The sequence below is a fragment of the Cupriavidus sp. Agwp_2 genome (assembly GCF_040784895.1).
GTDB lineage: Bacteria > Pseudomonadota > Gammaproteobacteria > Burkholderiales > Burkholderiaceae > Cupriavidus.
This window is the reverse complement of record NZ_CP088083.1, coordinates 1,990,241-2,004,769: the sequence shown is the minus strand read 5'-3', so window position 1 is coordinate 2,004,769 and position 14,529 is coordinate 1,990,241. Positions and strand designations below refer to the sequence as shown.

The following is a 14,529-nucleotide window of genomic DNA, read 5'->3' as shown; positions in this document are numbered from 1 at the left end:
TGACCATGCCGACCACGCCCACCCTGCACTGGAGCCATGAAACCTGGCTGCTGTTCGGCGGCCTCTTTGCGGTGCTGCTGCTCGCCTCCACCGTGACCGCGCTGCTGCGCTGGCGCGTGGCCGGCGGCGGCCAGCACGCGGTGATCGACAACCTGGCGCAGCGCGTCAATGCCTGGTGGTGGATGATCGGCATCATGGGCGTGGCCTTCGCGCTGGGGCGCACCGCGGTGATCGTGCTGTTCTTCCTGCTGTCGTTCCTTGCGCTGCGCGAGTTCGTCACCATCACCACCACGCGCCGGGGCGACCACCGCGCCATCGCCGCCGCGTTCTTCGTGTTCCTGCCGCTGCAGTACGTGCTGGTCTACACCGGCTGGTACGGCATGTTCTCGATCCTGATCCCGGTCTACGCCTTCCTGTTCCTGCCGATCCTGGCGGCGCTGTCGTCCGAGACCACGCGCTTCCTGGAACGCTGCGCCGGGGTGCAGTGGGCGGTGATGATCTGCGTGTTCTGCATCTCGCACGTACCGGCGCTGCTGACGCTGCCGATCCCGGGCTTCGAGGGCCGCAACCTGCTGCTGATCGCCTTCCTGGTGATCGTGGTGCAGGGCAGCGACGTGTTGCAGTACGTGTGGGGCAAGCTGTGCGGCAGGCGCAAGATCGCGCCGCTGCTGTCGCCGTCGAAGACGGTGGAGGGGTTTGTCGGCGGGGTCGCCAGCGCCACTGCGCTGGGCGCGGCGCTGTGGTGGATCACGCCGTTCACGCCGTGGCAGGCCGGCCTGATCGCGCTGGTAATCGCGCTGATGGGCTTCCTGGGAGGGCTGGTGATGTCGGCGATCAAGCGCGACCGCGGCATCAAGGACTGGGGCCACATGATCCAGGGCCACGGCGGCATGCTGGACCGGCTCGACTCGGTGGTGTTCGCCGCGCCGGTGTTCTTCCATCTCACCCGTTACTGGTGGGTGCCCTGAGCCGCTCCCTCAGATTTCCATCTCCTCGCACCACTTGACCACGGCGTCGCGGAAGTCCTGGCAGATCGGCGACAGGTAGCCGCCGGCGCGCCACAGCACCGCCAGTTCGTGCTGCCACGACATGCCCGGCCCGGCGATCGCCTGCAACCCCTGTCCCTCCGCCTGCTTCAGGATGCGCGGCGGCATGATGCCGAGCAGGTCCGAGTGCCGCAGCAACTCGCCGAACGCCACCGGCGAGGCCGTGCTTTCCACCGCCACGCGCGGCGGCGGCAGGCCCACCGAGGTGAACCGTTCTTCCAGCCATTGGCGCAGGTACAGCGAGCTGGCCGGCACCGCCCAGCGCTCTTCGGTCAGGTCGGCCAGCGTACGGAAGCCGTCGCGGCGCGGATGCGCGCTGCGGCAGACGATCTGCATGGTCAGCGGCCCCAGCGGCAGCCAGTCGATATCCTCCGGCACGCTGGCCGGGCGCGCCGCCAGGATCAGGTCGGCGTCGCCGTTCTGCAGCACAGCCATCAGGCGCGCGCTCAGGTGCGTCTCGATCGAGAACACCGCCAGCGGGCGGCTGACGAAGAACTGGGCCAGCAGCGGCGACAGCAGCGACGGCACCAGGTAGGGGATGGCGCCGAGCCGCACGGTGCCGGCGCGCGCCAGCCGCTGCTCCGCCAGCTCATTGCGCAGGTCGGTTGCCGCCAGCGAGATCTTGCGCGCATGCGCCAGCAGCGTCTTGCCGACGCTGGTCGGCACCAGCCCGCGTGGCGTGCGCTCGAACAGCGGCATGCCGGCCTCGCCCTCCAGCCGCGCCAGCGTTTTGGACAGGCCGGACTGGGTCATGCCGAGCGTGTCGGCGGCGCGATGCAGGTTGCCGTGTTCGCTGACTACCAGGAAGGCTTCAAGATCCTCGAATCGCATGGGACGTACCGGGCAGGGGCGCGCAGGGGCGGAGCGGGCCATTGTAGCGCCGGTACGGCCACGGGCCGCCGCGCGGGCGTCAGCCTGCCGCCGGCTGCGGTTGCGGCTGCGGTTGCGGCCATTGCGGCCGCAGCCTGACGGCCTGTTCGAACCAGTGCGCCAGCTGCAGCACGCCCAGGTCGTCGAAGCGCCTGCCGGCGATCTGCAGGCCGATCGGCATGCCGTCGCCGGCAAAGCCACACGGGATCGAAGCCGCCGGCTGCTCGGAATGATTGAACACCGCGGTGAAGTGCGAGTCCTTCAGCGGCAGGTCGCCACCGCTGTTGATGGCGTCGGCGGCAAACGGCAACACCGGCGACACCGGCGAAATCACGAAGTCATAGGGCTGGGTCGCGGCCACGGTGGCCTCGCGCAGCTGCTGCATGCGCGTGAAGGCCTGGAAGGTCTGCTCCGGCGTCAGCGCGCCCGCGAAGTCCGCGGCCTTGCGGATGTAGCCCGCGGCCAGGCCGGCGCGTTCCGGCGGCATCGCGGCGAGGTCGACGCGGCAGCGCATGGTGAAGAAGTGCGCCATGCCCATGCGCATGTCCATGGTGGTCCAGTCGCGCACCGGCTCGACCACGGCGCCGGCCTGCTCGAACACGCGCGCGGCTGCCAGCACCGCGGCCTGCACTTCGGGATCGACCTGCCAGCCGCCGGCCGGCTCCAGCCACAGGCCGATGCGCAGCTCGCGTACATCGCACGCCAGCCGGTCCCACGGCAGATCGTGCGGCGGCAGGCTCATGTAGTCGCGCGCGTCGGGCCGGGCGATCGCCTGCATGGCGAGGGCGGCGTCGGCCACGGTGCGGGTGAGCGGGCCGAGCACGCGCGCCGCCGCCGGCGGATACACCGGCACGCGGCCATGGCTGGGCTTGAGGCCGAAAACGCCGCAGAAGCTGGCGGGGATGCGCACCGAGCCGCCGATATCGGTGCCGAGGTGGATCGGGCCGTAGCCGGCCGCTGCCGCCGCACCCGCGCCGGAGCTGGAGCCGCCGGTATTGCGGCCCGGATTCCACGGATTGCGCGTCAGCGGATGGAAGCTCGACGGCGCCGCGCCGAGGAAGCCGAAGTCCGGCATGGTGGTCTTGCCGACCACGATCGCGCCGGCTTCGCGCAGTCGCGCGGCGGCCGGGGCGTCGGCGGGCGCCGGCGCCAGCACCGTGGCGGCGCTGCCCAGCGGCGTCGGCGTGCCTTGCGTGGCGATGTTCTCCTTCAGCGTCACCGGTACGCCGTCGAGCGCGCCGCAGGGCGTGCCAGCCAGCCAGCGCGCTTCGGCGGCGCGGGCGGCGTCCAGCGCCTGCTGCGCATGCACCAGGTACATGGCGCCGATGGTGGGCTCCCATTGTCCGATGCGGTCGAGGACGGCCTGCACGACCTCGACCGGAGACAATTCACGCTGGCGGTAATAGCGGGTCAGTTCGACGGCGCTGAGTGCGTAGAGCGGTTGGTTCATGTTGTTGTCCGTTGTGGGTGGCAACTGCCTGGGAATCTTTGGGTGGCGATGTTTACGCTTCGCCGAAGCGGTAGCCGCGTCCCGGCGCGGCGGCCAGCAGCGCGCGGGTGTAGTCCTGCCGCGGCGACAGCACCACGTCGCGGGTGGGGCCCTGCTCGACCACGCGGCCCTTGTGCATCACGATCAGCCGGTCGCAGATCTGGCTGGCCACGCGCAGGTCATGGGTGATGAAGAGGATGCCGATGGCGAGCCGCTGCTGGATATCGGCGAGCAGCTTCAGGATCTGCGCCTGCACCGAGACGTCGAGCGCCGACACCGCTTCGTCGGCGATCAGCACGCGTGGCTCGCATGCGAGTGCGCGGGCGATGCACAGCCGCTGGCGCTGGCCGCCGGAAAACTCGCTGGGATAGCGGTGCAATGCGTCGGGCCGCAGCCGCACCAGTTTCATCAGCGATTCGGCGCGTTCCCAGGCCTGCGCGGGCGTGGCGCCGAAGTTGATCGCGCCTTCGACGATCGACTGGCCGACGGTGCGGCGTGGGTTGAGCGAACGGTTGGGATCCTGGAACACCACCTGCACGGCGCGCCGAAATGCCGACAGCTGCGCGCGCCGCGACAGCCCGCGCGGCTGCGCCGGCAGGATGCGGATCTCGCCCGCCGACGGCTCGATCAGCCGCGCGATGCAGCGCGCCACCGTGGACTTGCCGGAGCCGGATTCGCCGACGATGCCGACGGTCTCGCCGGCATGCACCTGCAGCGACACCTCGCTGGCCGCCTGCACCACGCGCCGGCGGCCAGGCCATGCGCCCGAGGTGTACGTCTTGCCGATCGCACTGGCGTCCAGCAGCAATGGGCGTTCGGTGTCCGGGGGGCGGCGTGCAGGCTCCAGCCCGGGCACGGCATTGAGCAGCATGCGCGTGTAGTCGGCCTCGGGACGGCGCAAGACCTGGTCGCGCGGCCCGCATTCGACCTGGCGGCCCAGCTGCATCACCACCACGCGGTCGGCAATGTCGGCGACCACGCCGAAGTCATGCGTGATGAACAGCACCGCGGTGCGGTGTTCATGCTGCAGCTCGCGCACCAGCGCCAGGATCTCGGCCTGCGTGGTGACGTCGAGCGCCGTGGTGGGCTCGTCGCACACCAGCAGGGCGGGGCGCAGGATCAGCGCCATGGCGATGACGATGCGCTGGCGCTGGCCGCCGGACAGCTGGTGGGGATAGGCGTCATAGATGCGCTCGGGATCGGGCAGCCGCACGCGCGCAAAGATCGAGAACACCTGCTCGCGCCGCTGCGCCGCGCTGAGCGCGGTGTGCTGCGCCAGCACTTCTTCCACCTGCGCGCCGCAGCGCATCACGGGGTTGAGCGCCGTCATCGGTTCCTGGAACACCATCGCCACGCCGGTGCCGCGCAAGGCGCGCCGGCGTGCCGGCGATGCCGCCAGCAGGTCTTCGCCGCATAGCGCGATGCTGCCTCCGGAAACGTGCAGGCCTTCGGGCAGCAGACCCATCACCGCACGCGCGATCACCGACTTGCCCGAGCCGGATTCGCCCAGCAGGCAGACCACTTCACCGGGCATTACGTCGAAGCAAGCGCCTTGTACGGCGTGGGGCCGGTCTGCGCCGGGCGGCAGGTCGATGCGCAGGTCTTGCACGCGCAGGGCGGGCGCAGAGGCGTGCGCCGCCGTGGTGGGGTTGGCTGCCATCATCATCCGTTCCGCTTGTTGAACTTGGGGTCGAGGGTGTCGCGCAGGCCGTCGCCGAGCATATTGACGGCCAGCACGGTCAGGGCCAGGAACGCGCCGGGCAGCAGCACGCTATGCGGGTGCGAGGTGAAGTGCGCGCGGCCCTCGGCCATGATGTTCCCCCAGGTGGGGATGTCGGTGGGCAGGCCGATGCCGAGAAAGGACATCACCGCTTCCACCAGCATCGCGCCGGCGCAGATGAACGTGCCCTGCACCAGCAGCGGCGCGATGGTGTTGGGCAGGATATGGCGCAGCATCAGCTTCCACGCGGGCGTGTCGAGGGCGATGGCGGCTTCGACGTAGGGCTCTTCGCGCACCGATAGCACCACCGAGCGCACCAGCCGCGCCACGCGCGGCGTGTCGGGCACCGTCATGGCCACGATCACCGTCAGCAGGCTGGGCCGCCACGCGGCCACCAGCACGATCGCGAACAGGATGCCAGGGATCGCCATCATGCCGTCCATCACGCGCATGACCGGGCCGTCCAGCCAGCGGAAATAGCCCGACACCAGCCCCACGGCCAGCCCGAGCACCACCGACGCGAGGGCCACGCACACGCCTACCGCCAGCGACACGCGCGCGCCGTACAGCGTGCGGCTCCAGATATCGCGGCCCAGGCTGTCGGTGCCGAACAGGAACAGGCGCTCGAAGGTATCGCCGGCCAGCGTCATGATCTCGGCGCGGGTGCCCGGTGCGAGCTGCGAGCTGGCCGGGTCCATGGTGTTGGGATCGATGGTGTAGAGCCAGGGCGCGGCCACGGCGAGGAACAGCATCAGCAGCAGGATGGCGCCGCCGGCGCGCACGGCGCCGTTGCCCAGCACCGTGCGCAGCCGCGAGGGCCGGCGGGCAGCCGCGGGTGCGGCGGTCTCGATGGCGGTGGTGAGTGAAGTCATGGGGGCGTCTCTCAGTAGCGGATACGGGGATCGAGCAGCAGGTAGCTCATGTCCACCAGCAGGTTGATAACCACGTAGGACACCGAGAAGAACAGCGTGATGCCCTGGATCAGCGGGTAGTCGCGCGACAGCACCGCATCGACGGTGAGCTGCCCGACGCCGGGAATGGCGAAGATGGTCTCGGTCACCACCACCCCGCCGATCAGGCCGGCGACGCTCAGGCCGATCACGGTCGCGATCGGCACCGCGGCATTGGCCAGCGCATGGCGCGTCAGCATGCGCCACTCCGGGATGCCCTTGGCGCGCGCGGTCTGCACGAAGTCCTCGGTCAGGGCCTCGGCGACCGCGGCGCGGGTCACGCGCGCCACCAGCGCGCACGACATCACCGACAGCGTGACGCAGGGCAGCGCCAGGCTGTGCAGCCACGGCCCGACGCCATCGGCCAGGCGCTTGTAGCCTTGTGCCGGGAACCAGCCCAGGTGCAGCGAGAACAGCCAGATCATCAGGTAGCCGGCCACGAAGACTGGCAGCGAGAATCCCAGCACCGAGCCGCCCATCACCATGCGGTCGACCCAGTGCCCGCGCCGGTAAGCGGCCAGCGTGCCCAGCGGCACCGCCGCCAGCACGGTCAGCGCGATGGTCAGCGCCGCCACCGACAGGGTCGGCTCCAGCCGCTGTGCGATCAGCGTGGTCACGGACATCTTGTAGTAGTAGGAGTAGCCCAGGTCGGCCCGCAGCACCTGGCCGATCCAGTGGACGAACTGGCGCGGCAGCGCCTCGTCCAGGCCAAGTTGCATGCGGATGCGGGCGATGTCCTGCGCGCTGGCGGCATCGCCGGCGATGGCCGCGGCCGGATCGCCGGGCGTGAGCCGCAGCAGCAGGAAGACGATGACCGCCACCACCGCCAGCACCGGCACGGTGGCCAGGCTGCGGCGGACCAGGAAATTCATCATGGACTAGCCTCGTTGGGGGAGCAGAGCGGGGGTTTTTTCTCCCCTCTCCCGCAAGCGGGAAAGGGAGCAGGTAATCGGTCGGCTACCGATGCCTCTGTCTGTGCTATGGCTTGCGCACGTTCCAGTACAGCACCGCCGGCGCGGGCAGCAGCCCGCTGACGGCGCCGCGGCGCACCACGGTAGGCGCCTTGCCTTCGCCGACCGGCGCCAGCACGCCGCTCTCGATGGCGCGCAGCTGGATCCTGGCGGCGAGGTCCTTGCGTTGGGCCGCATCGGCCGTCTCGATAAAGCGCGTCTTCAGCGCTTCCAGTTCTGCATCTTCCGCCCAGCCGAAATAGCCGCGGTCGCCATTGCCGGTCAGCGGGCTGTAGGTGACGGGGCTGCTGGCATCGACGCCGCCCCAGAAGGTGATAAAGGCATTCCAGCCGCCGTTCTCGGGCAGGTCCTTCCTGGTGCGGCGCGTGATCAGCGTGCTCCAGTCCGTAGCCTGCACGTCGACATTGAAGCCGGCCTGCTTGAGCAGCTGGCCGTACACCACCGGCAAACGGCTCAGCGCGGGCGCGTCGCCGGGCAGCATGATCACCACCGGCTTGCCGTCATAGCCGGCCTCCTTCAGCAGCTTGCGCGCCTGCTCGAACTGCGGCTTGCCGGTGAAGAACCCGGTCTGGTCGCTGGCATACGGCGAGCCGCACAGGTAGACCGAGGTGCACGGCTTGTAGAAGTCGCGATAGGTGGCCTGCGCGCGCAGCATCGCTTCCTGGTTGATGGCCAGCATGGCGGCCTTGCGCACGCGGGCGTCGTTGAACGGCGGCACCTTGTGGTTGTAGATCACGGTGAAGGGGCCGGCCGGCATGATGTCGACCATCTGCACGCGGTTGTCGGTGCGCAGCTGCGGGTAATGCGATGCCGGCACGGTCTCGACGATATCGACTTCGCCATTGAGCAGCGCGTTGACCTGGGTTTGCGGATCGCGCAGGAACACCCATTCGACGCGGTCGACATGCACGACCTTGCCGCCGGCCAGGCCCGACGCCGGTTCCTTGCGCGGCACGTAGGCGGGATTGCGGCGGTAGACCACGCGGTCGCCGGGGCGGTAGTCCTCCTTCTTCAGCGTGAAGGGGCCGGAGCCGGTCAGATCGTCGATCTGCTTGTCGGCGGGCGTGTCGGCCACGCGCCTGGGCATGATGAAGGGCGCCAGCGGGCTGGGCTTGCCGAGTGCGTCGAGCACCGCGCCGAAGGGCTGGCGGAAGGTCATGCGCACGGTCGACGGCCCCTCGGCGGTGAGGCTCGCCATGGCCTCGAACATGCGCTGGCCGAGCACGTCGCGCTTGCCCCAGCGCGTCAGCGACGCGATCACGTCCTGCGCGGTCACAGGCGCGCCGTCATGGAACTTCAGGCCGGGGCGCAGCGTGAAGGTCCAGGTCTTGTTGTCGGCGCTGGCGCTGTACTTGTCGACCATCTGCGGCCGGATCGCGCCTTTCTCGTCCATGCCGAACAAGGTGTCGTAGATCATGAGGCCGTGGTTGCGCGTGATGTTCGCGGTGGTCCAGACCGGGTCCAGGATCTTCAGGTCCGAAGACGGCACGGTGCGCAGCACCGTTTCGGCGCTGGCACTGCCGGCGGAAATCCAGGCCAGCGCGCACAGCGCGGCGGTGCCGGCATGGCGAAGCAGGGTGGCAGACATCATGATCATCACCTGTGGGGGGAAGGGAAGACGAACGGGAAGGCGAACGGGAAGGCGAACGGGAAGGCGAACGGGAAGGCGGCCGGTTCACTCCGACCTGGCGGCTTGCTTCTGCAACCTGGCCATCGACGCTTCGAAGGCGTCGCGCGAGGCGGATTCGGCGTCGATCAGCTTGAGCAGCGTGGCGCGCAGGGTGTCGATCTCCTCCGGCGTCAGGCAGTACAGGAAGCGCGATTCCAGCTCGATGCCGAGCGGCTCCGCGCGCCGCACCAGGTCGGCGCCTTCGTCGGTCAGCGACAGGCGCACCTGCCGCGCGTCTTCGGCGCAGATCTCGCGCTGGACCAGCGACTGCTTCACCAGCGCGCCGACCAGCTTGGATGCCAGCGTCTTCTCGATGGCAGACTGCTGCACCAACTGGCCCATGGTGATACCGGGGGTGATGCCGATCATGCGCAGCAGGCGAATGTCGCGCAGCGAGATGCCGAACCTCGCCTCGTAGACGCGCGAGCCACGCTCGCGCGTGCGCTCCGCGGCCTGGTCGAGCAGGATATTGATGTAGTCGGTCTTGAGCCGTAGCGGGCTGCGCATGATTCGATGAAAAATTCGATAGTTGAAAGTTTCAACAAATGGTAGCCAGCGAGGCGGCACCTCGACATGGGGGATTACCCTGCCTGCGAAGGCAAGGGGGCTGATGACGCGCCGCGCGATGCCTGCCAGGACTCGCCTCGCGCCGCGCGGGAATCGGCGGGGCGCGGCCGGTGCCATAGACTGCGCTGGCATCCCTCGCATCGCCGGCGCTGGCGGGCATCACAGAAGGGAGCCAACAGGAGACACCAACCATGCCGACCATCCGCTCGCGGCTGCTTGCCGCCATGCCCGCCATCGTGCTGGCCGCGTTCGCCAACATTGCGCACGCCGCCGATGCCGCCACCGACGCCGAACCGTTTCCGTCGCGGCCGCTGACCATCGTGGTGCCGTCGGTGGCCGGCAATGTCAACGACGCGGTCGCCCGGCTGATCGGTCAGGAACTGACCAGGACGTGGGGCCAGCCGGTCATCGTCGACAACAAGCCGGGCGCTGGCACCACCACCGGCACCAAGCACGTTGCGCGCGCCGCGAAGGACGGCTACACCGCGCTGCTGACCTTTACCGCGCACGTGCAGAACCCATCGCTGTACCCGCGCATCGGCTACGACCCGATCGCCGATTTCGCGCCGGTCAGCGAGGTGGCGATCTCGTCGACGATCCTGGCCGTGTCGCCGGACTTCCCGGCGCGCACGCTGCCGGAACTGGTGGCGCTGGTCAAGGCCAATCCCAACAAGTACCCGTACGGCTCCTACGGTGCCGGCACCACCGGCCATATCCTGGGCGAACTGTTCAAGCGCGAGGCAGGGCTGCAGATGGATCACGTGGCCTACAAGGGCGGCGTGCCGCTGGTCACGGACCTGGCCGCCGGGCATGTGAAGATCGGCTTTGTTCCGGTGGGCACGGCGATGGCGCTGCTGCAGGGCGGCAAGCTGATTCCAGTGGCCATGGCGGGCGCGGAGCGCTCGGCGCTGCTGCCCAGGGTGCCGACCTTCCGTGAGGCGGGCTACAAGGGCTTCGAGCCGGATGCGTGGATGGGCCTGCTGTTCCCGGCAGGCGTGCCGAAGGCGCGGGTCGAGGCACTGTCGCGCGAAGTCGCGCGCATCGTGCGCATGCCGGAGATCGCGAAGAAGATGCAGGACCTGAACCTGGTGCCGGTCGGCGGCACGCCGGAGGCCTTCGCCGCGGTGCTGAAGAGCGACCGCGACAAATGGAGCCGCATCATCCGCGATGTCGGTATCACGCTGGAGTAAAGGATAGGCGATGCAAGACAACGATTACCTGGGGCTGGTCTGCTCGCGCTGGTGCCACTGGAGCGAGCTTGCGCTGCAACGCATTCCGCGCCAGCCGCTCAGGCCGGGGCAGGTGCGCATCCGCGTGCGGAATGCGGGCGTCGGCTTTGCGCTGAGCCTGTTCGTATCGGGCAAGTACCAGCGCAAGCCGCCGCTGCCGTTTACGCCCGGCACCGAGGCAGCGGGCGAGATCCTGGAAGTCGCGCCGGACGTGACGCGGCTGCATGTCGGCCAGCGCGTGGCGGCGGCGCTGGACTGGGGCGGCTTTGCCGAAGAAGTGGTGACGACCGCCGACACGGTCTATCCGGTGCCGGACGGGCTGTCACTGGCGCACGCCGCGGCGCTGCCGGTCACCTATGGCACGGTGTGGGCCGCGCTGGCGTGGCGCGCCGCGCTGCAGCCCGGCGAGACCATGCTGGTGCACGGTGCCAGCGGCGCGCTTGGCACGGCGGCCGTGCAGGTGGGCAAGCTGATGGGCGCGCGCGTGATCGCTACTGCCAGCACCGACGCCAAGCGCGAGGCGGCACTCGGCAACGGCGCCGCGCACGCGCTGCCTGCCGATGCTGCCACGCTGGCGGCATCGGTGAAGGCGCTGTGCCCGGCGGGTGGGGTCGACGTGGTGTTCGATCCGGTCGGCGGCGACCTGTTCGACGCCTCGCTGCGCTGCGCGGCACCGGGCGCGCGGCTGCTGTCGATCGGCTATGCCAGCGGGCGCATCCCGGAAGTGCCGGCCAACCTGCTGCTGGTCAAGAACCTGTCAGTGATCGGCTTCAACTACGGCTACTACATCGGCTGGGGACTGAGCGATGAACGGCAGCGCTTCGCGCCGCGCGTGCAGCAGGTGGTCGAACAGATCATGCAGGCGGTGGCAAGTGGCAAGCTGCCGCCGCCGGTGCTGCAGCACTTCCCGCTGCGCGACTGGCTGGCGGCGGTCGACACCACGATGTCGCGCCGGGCCATCGGCAAGGTCATGCTGGATATCTGAAACGCGGAGGACGACATGCAACCCGAACAAGACGCTGCGCTGCTCGACGGCCTGACGGTGCTGGACCTGAGCCAGGGCATCGCCGGCCCGTACTGTGGGCTGGTGTTGCGCCAGCAGGGCGCGCGCGTGATCAAGGTGGAGCCGCCCGGCGGCGACTGGTCGCGCAACATGGGCCGCATCCGCGCCGGCCAGACCGCGATCGCGGTGGCGTGCAATGCCGGCAAGGAAAGCGTCCTGCTGGATGCGCGCACCGACAGCGGCCGCGCCGCCATCGCCCAACTGGCCGAGCGTGCCGACGTGGTGATCCAGAACTTCCGCCCCGGTGTTGCCGAGCGCATGGGCGTGGGCTATGACGCGCTGGCCGCGCGCAACCCGGCGCTGGTCTATGTGTCGATCACCGGCTACGGCCACGCTGGCCCGATGGCGGCGCTGCCGGCGGTCGATACCACCGTGCAGGCGGTCAGCGGGCTGATGCACCTGAATCGCGACAGCGCCGGCCAGCCGCGGCGTATCCCGTTCTTCCTGGTCGACCTCAACACCGGACTCTATGCCGCCCAGCATGCGTGCGCGGCGTTGTTCAAGGCCGCACGCCATGGCAGCGGGCGCCATGTGAGGCTGTCGCTGCTGGAGACCAGCGCGGCGCTGCAATCGTACCTGCTGGTGGACGATGCCATGTTCCCCGACGCGGAAATGGCCGCGGCCAACGCACCGACCGGGTTGTTCGCGGCAGCGGACGGCATGCTCTACATCAGCATGCTCAACGACGCGATGTTCGTGCGGCTGGCGCGCGTGATGGGCTTTGACGACTGGCTCGGCGATGCCGCGCTGCGCACCAGTGCCGGCCGGCTGCCGCGCGCGGCGGAACTGAACCGGCGCGTGGCGCAGGCGGTGGCCGCGCAGCCGCTCGCGCACTGGGAAGCGCTGCTGACCGAGCACGACGTGCTGTTCGGCCGCGTCAGTCACGCAAGTGATTTCCTGCGCAGCGCGCAATGCGGGCAGGCGGGCGTATTCGGCCGATTGACGCTGGATGGGATTGGCGAGGTGCCCTGGGCCAACCTGCCGGGCATGGCAGGCATGGCGCGGCCCGAGGGCGATGCGCCCACGCTGGGCCAGCACACCGAGGCGGTGCTGGCGGAGTTCGGCATCAGCGCCTGACATTTCCGCGCGGGGAAAATTTCCGCGCGGCAAAAGAAAAACGGACGGTGCGCGAGTGCGTACCGTCCGTTTCCTTTGTGCGTTGGTAGGCTCGATTGGACTCGAACCAACGACCCCCACCATGTCAAGGTGGTGCTCTAACCAGCTGAGCTACGAGCCTAGCGAAGCCGCAGATTATAGGTACGCCTTCGCGATTGCGCAAGCACCTTCGCAAACTTTCTGCGATTGTGCTGCGCGCAGCGCGTCAGCGTCTCTTGCATCGATGCTTCACGCCTGCGCGAGCCGGTCGCGCAACTCGCGCTTTAGCACCTTGCCGATGGCACTGCGCGGCAGGCTGTCGACCACGTGCAAGTCCGCCAGCCGCTGGGTCTTGCCCAGGCGCTCATTGGCCCAGGCCAGCACGTCCTGCGCCGTGGCGCCGCTGCCCGCGCGCAGCGCGACGAAGCCCACCGGCGTTTCGCCCCAGCGCTCCGACGGCACGCCCACCACCGATACTTCGGCGACTGCCGGATGCTCGCGCACCACCGCCTCGATATCGCTCGGATAGATGTTGAAGCCGCCCGAGATGATCATGTCCTTCTTGCGGTCGAGCAGCAGCAGGAAGCCGTCTTCATCGAAGCGGCCGATGTCGCCGGTGCGGATAAAGCGATTGCCCTGCGCGTCGTGCCATTCAGTCTCGGCGGTCTTCTCCGGCTGGTTGTGATAGCCGTTCATCATGGCCGGCGAACGGCCGACCACTTCGCCGGTGCTGCCGGGCGGCAGTTCGCGGCCTTCGTCGTCGATGATGCGGATGTCGGCGTTCGGTGCGGGGCGGCCCACGGTATGCAGCTTGTCGGGGAACTGGTGCGCGTGCAAAAGGCAGCTGCCGCCGCCTTCGGTCATGCCGTACAGCTCGGTGAGCCCTCCCGGCCAACGGCGCAGCACCTCGGCCTTCAGCGCCGGGCTGAACGGTGCGCTGGTGCAGAACTTCTGCCGGAAGGACGACAGGTCATGGCTATCGAAGTCCGGATGCGCCAGCAGGCGCTGGTATTGCACCGGCACCAGCATGGTGTGCGTGACGCGGTGCTGCTGCGCCAGCGTCAGGTACTTGCCCGCATCGAACTTGGCCATCAGGATCGCCGTGCCGCCCAGGCCGATGGTCGGGAAAAAGCTGGCCAGCGTGGTGTTGGAGTACAGCGGCGTCGACAGCAGCGTGACCGCGTCCGTGCCGTAGCCGGTGGCCGCGCCGCGCGACACGTGCGCCCAGCGCATGCCGTGCGACTGCACGATGCCCTTGGGCTTGCCGGTGGTGCCGGACGAATAGATGATGTTCAGCGGCATTTCCGGGCGGATCCCGGGCTCCTGCACCGGCGTGCCGGCCGGGGCGAGCCAGTCCGCATACGGCTGGCCAGCGTCGCTGCCATCGAGCGTGACGATGGGCGTGCCCGCCACTTGCGCGCGTACCGGCTGCAAGGCGGCCGCGACCGCGGCATCGGTGAAGAGGATGCGCGCACCCGCGTCGGCGGCCATGCCGGCCAGGCTTTCAGGCGTCGACGACGGTGCCAGCGGCGCCACCACCACCCCGGCGCGCACCGCGCCCAGATAGACCGCGGCATATTCGATCGACGAGTTCGCGCAGATCGCGATGGCCTCGCCCGGGCGCACGCTGTCGCGCGCCAGCGCTGCGGCGATGCGGTCCATGGCGGCGTCCAGCCCGGCATAGTCGAGCACGCGCCCGTCATGCATCAGCGCGGGCTGCGTGGGGCGTTCGGTGGCGTGCTCGCGCACGAGCACGGACATGGTGGTGAAAGGGCGGGTGAGCGGGGCGGGCTGGATGGGCTGGGTGGTCGTCTGGGTCATGTCGGCAAGTTCATGTCGCAAAAACGGAGCGGGCGCCAG

At 69.3% G+C, this 14,529-nt stretch carries 12 protein-coding genes and 1 tRNA gene; 4 read left to right on the top strand and 9 right to left on the bottom strand.

Annotation, left to right across the window (positions count from 1 at the left end):
* Positions 1 to 5: 5 nt before the first annotated feature.
* Positions 6 to 968 carry a phosphatidate cytidylyltransferase gene (locus LPA45_RS09245; protein ID WP_116320749.1) on the top strand — a complete coding sequence of 321 codons (963 nt, stop codon included), beginning with the start codon at positions 6 to 8 and terminating at the stop codon, positions 966 to 968.
* A gap of 9 nt (positions 969 to 977) precedes the next feature.
* Here LPA45_RS09245 and LPA45_RS09240 read toward each other — a convergent pair whose 3' ends face one another.
* The 7 genes from LPA45_RS09240 to LPA45_RS09210 form a co-directional block, all read right to left on the bottom strand.
* Positions 978 to 1,877 (bottom strand): LysR family transcriptional regulator, encoded by a 900-nt coding sequence (locus LPA45_RS09240; protein WP_116320610.1) that lies wholly within the window; start codon positions 1,875 to 1,877, stop codon positions 978 to 980.
* Between the two features lie 79 nt (positions 1,878 to 1,956).
* On the bottom strand, positions 1,957 to 3,366 hold the full coding sequence (locus tag LPA45_RS09235; protein WP_317920208.1) for an amidase: 1,410 nt from the start codon (positions 3,364 to 3,366) through the stop codon (positions 1,957 to 1,959).
* Positions 3,367 to 3,418: 52 nt separating this feature from the next.
* Complete coding sequence (locus LPA45_RS09230; protein WP_367394500.1) at positions 3,419 to 5,071, bottom strand: ABC transporter ATP-binding protein; 1,653 nt, start codon at positions 5,069 to 5,071, stop codon at positions 3,419 to 3,421.
* A complete protein-coding gene (locus LPA45_RS09225) occupies positions 5,068 to 5,997 on the bottom strand; it encodes an ABC transporter permease (protein ID WP_116320612.1) in 930 nt (309 codons plus the stop codon). The genes LPA45_RS09230 and LPA45_RS09225 overlap by 4 nt, the downstream gene beginning before the upstream one ends.
* Before the next feature lie 11 nt (positions 5,998 to 6,008).
* Positions 6,009 to 6,950 carry an ABC transporter permease gene (locus LPA45_RS09220; RefSeq protein ID WP_116320613.1) on the bottom strand — a complete coding sequence of 314 codons (942 nt, stop codon included), beginning with the start codon at positions 6,948 to 6,950 and terminating at the stop codon, positions 6,009 to 6,011.
* A gap of 103 nt (positions 6,951 to 7,053) precedes the next feature.
* Positions 7,054 to 8,637 carry an ABC transporter substrate-binding protein gene (locus LPA45_RS09215; protein WP_317920206.1) on the bottom strand — a complete coding sequence of 528 codons (1,584 nt, stop codon included), beginning with the start codon at positions 8,635 to 8,637 and terminating at the stop codon, positions 7,054 to 7,056.
* Positions 8,638 to 8,721: 84 nt separating this feature from the next.
* Positions 8,722 to 9,222: a MarR family winged helix-turn-helix transcriptional regulator gene (locus LPA45_RS09210; protein ID WP_116320615.1), complete on the bottom strand. Its 501-nt coding sequence runs from the start codon at positions 9,220 to 9,222 to the stop codon at positions 8,722 to 8,724.
* A 251-nt stretch (positions 9,223 to 9,473) separates the two neighbouring features.
* On the opposite strand from LPA45_RS09210, the gene LPA45_RS09205 reads away from it, so the two are divergent.
* Genes LPA45_RS09205 through LPA45_RS09195 form a run of 3 tightly spaced genes read left to right on the top strand, consistent with a single transcriptional unit; the run spans position 9,474 to position 12,651 of the window.
* The gene (locus LPA45_RS09205; RefSeq protein WP_317920204.1) at positions 9,474 to 10,472 is read left to right on the top strand and encodes a tripartite tricarboxylate transporter substrate binding protein; all 999 of its coding nucleotides are present in this window, start codon (positions 9,474 to 9,476) and stop codon (positions 10,470 to 10,472) included.
* A gap of 10 nt (positions 10,473 to 10,482) precedes the next feature.
* Entirely contained in the window at positions 10,483 to 11,496 is a 1,014-nt protein-coding gene (locus LPA45_RS09200; RefSeq protein ID WP_317920203.1) for an NADPH:quinone oxidoreductase family protein, read from the top strand.
* A gap of 15 nt (positions 11,497 to 11,511) precedes the next feature.
* Positions 11,512 to 12,651, top strand: coding sequence for a CaiB/BaiF CoA-transferase family protein (locus tag LPA45_RS09195; RefSeq protein WP_317920201.1), 1,140 nt, complete (start codon positions 11,512 to 11,514; stop codon positions 12,649 to 12,651).
* Positions 12,652 to 12,734: 83 nt separating this feature from the next.
* Here the strand turns inward: LPA45_RS09195 and LPA45_RS09190 are convergent.
* A tRNA-Val gene (locus tag LPA45_RS09190) sits at positions 12,735 to 12,811 on the bottom strand.
* A gap of 107 nt (positions 12,812 to 12,918) precedes the next feature.
* The gene (locus LPA45_RS09185; protein WP_317920199.1) at positions 12,919 to 14,490 is read right to left on the bottom strand and encodes a class I adenylate-forming enzyme family protein; all 1,572 of its coding nucleotides are present in this window, start codon (positions 14,488 to 14,490) and stop codon (positions 12,919 to 12,921) included.
* Between the last annotated feature and the right edge of the window lie 39 nt (positions 14,491 to 14,529).

What these genes read in the sequence shown, in the direction of transcription:
- LPA45_RS09230 (WP_367394500.1), bottom strand. Translation starts at nt 5,071, where the DNA reads ATGATGATGGCAGCCAACCCCACCACGGCGGCGCACGCCTCTGCGCCC.
- LPA45_RS09195 (WP_317920201.1), top strand. Translation starts at nt 11,512, where the DNA reads ATGCAACCCGAACAAGACGCTGCGCTGCTCGACGGCCTGACGGTGCTG.
- LPA45_RS09240 (WP_116320610.1), bottom strand. Translation starts at nt 1,877, where the DNA reads ATGCGATTCGAGGATCTTGAAGCCTTCCTGGTAGTCAGCGAACACGGC.
- LPA45_RS09220 (WP_116320613.1), bottom strand. Translation starts at nt 6,950, where the DNA reads ATGATGAATTTCCTGGTCCGCCGCAGCCTGGCCACCGTGCCGGTGCTG.
- LPA45_RS09225 (WP_116320612.1), bottom strand. Translation starts at nt 5,997, where the DNA reads ATGACTTCACTCACCACCGCCATCGAGACCGCCGCACCCGCGGCTGCC.
- LPA45_RS09205 (WP_317920204.1), top strand. Translation starts at nt 9,474, where the DNA reads ATGCCGACCATCCGCTCGCGGCTGCTTGCCGCCATGCCCGCCATCGTG.
- LPA45_RS09235 (WP_317920208.1), bottom strand. Translation starts at nt 3,366, where the DNA reads ATGAACCAACCGCTCTACGCACTCAGCGCCGTCGAACTGACCCGCTAT.
- LPA45_RS09215 (WP_317920206.1), bottom strand. Translation starts at nt 8,637, where the DNA reads ATGATGTCTGCCACCCTGCTTCGCCATGCCGGCACCGCCGCGCTGTGC.
- LPA45_RS09245 (WP_116320749.1), top strand. Translation starts at nt 6, where the DNA reads ATGCCGACCACGCCCACCCTGCACTGGAGCCATGAAACCTGGCTGCTG.
- LPA45_RS09185 (WP_317920199.1), bottom strand. Translation starts at nt 14,490, where the DNA reads ATGACCCAGACGACCACCCAGCCCATCCAGCCCGCCCCGCTCACCCGC.
- LPA45_RS09200 (WP_317920203.1), top strand. Translation starts at nt 10,483, where the DNA reads ATGCAAGACAACGATTACCTGGGGCTGGTCTGCTCGCGCTGGTGCCAC.
- LPA45_RS09210 (WP_116320615.1), bottom strand. Translation starts at nt 9,222, where the DNA reads ATGCGCAGCCCGCTACGGCTCAAGACCGACTACATCAATATCCTGCTC.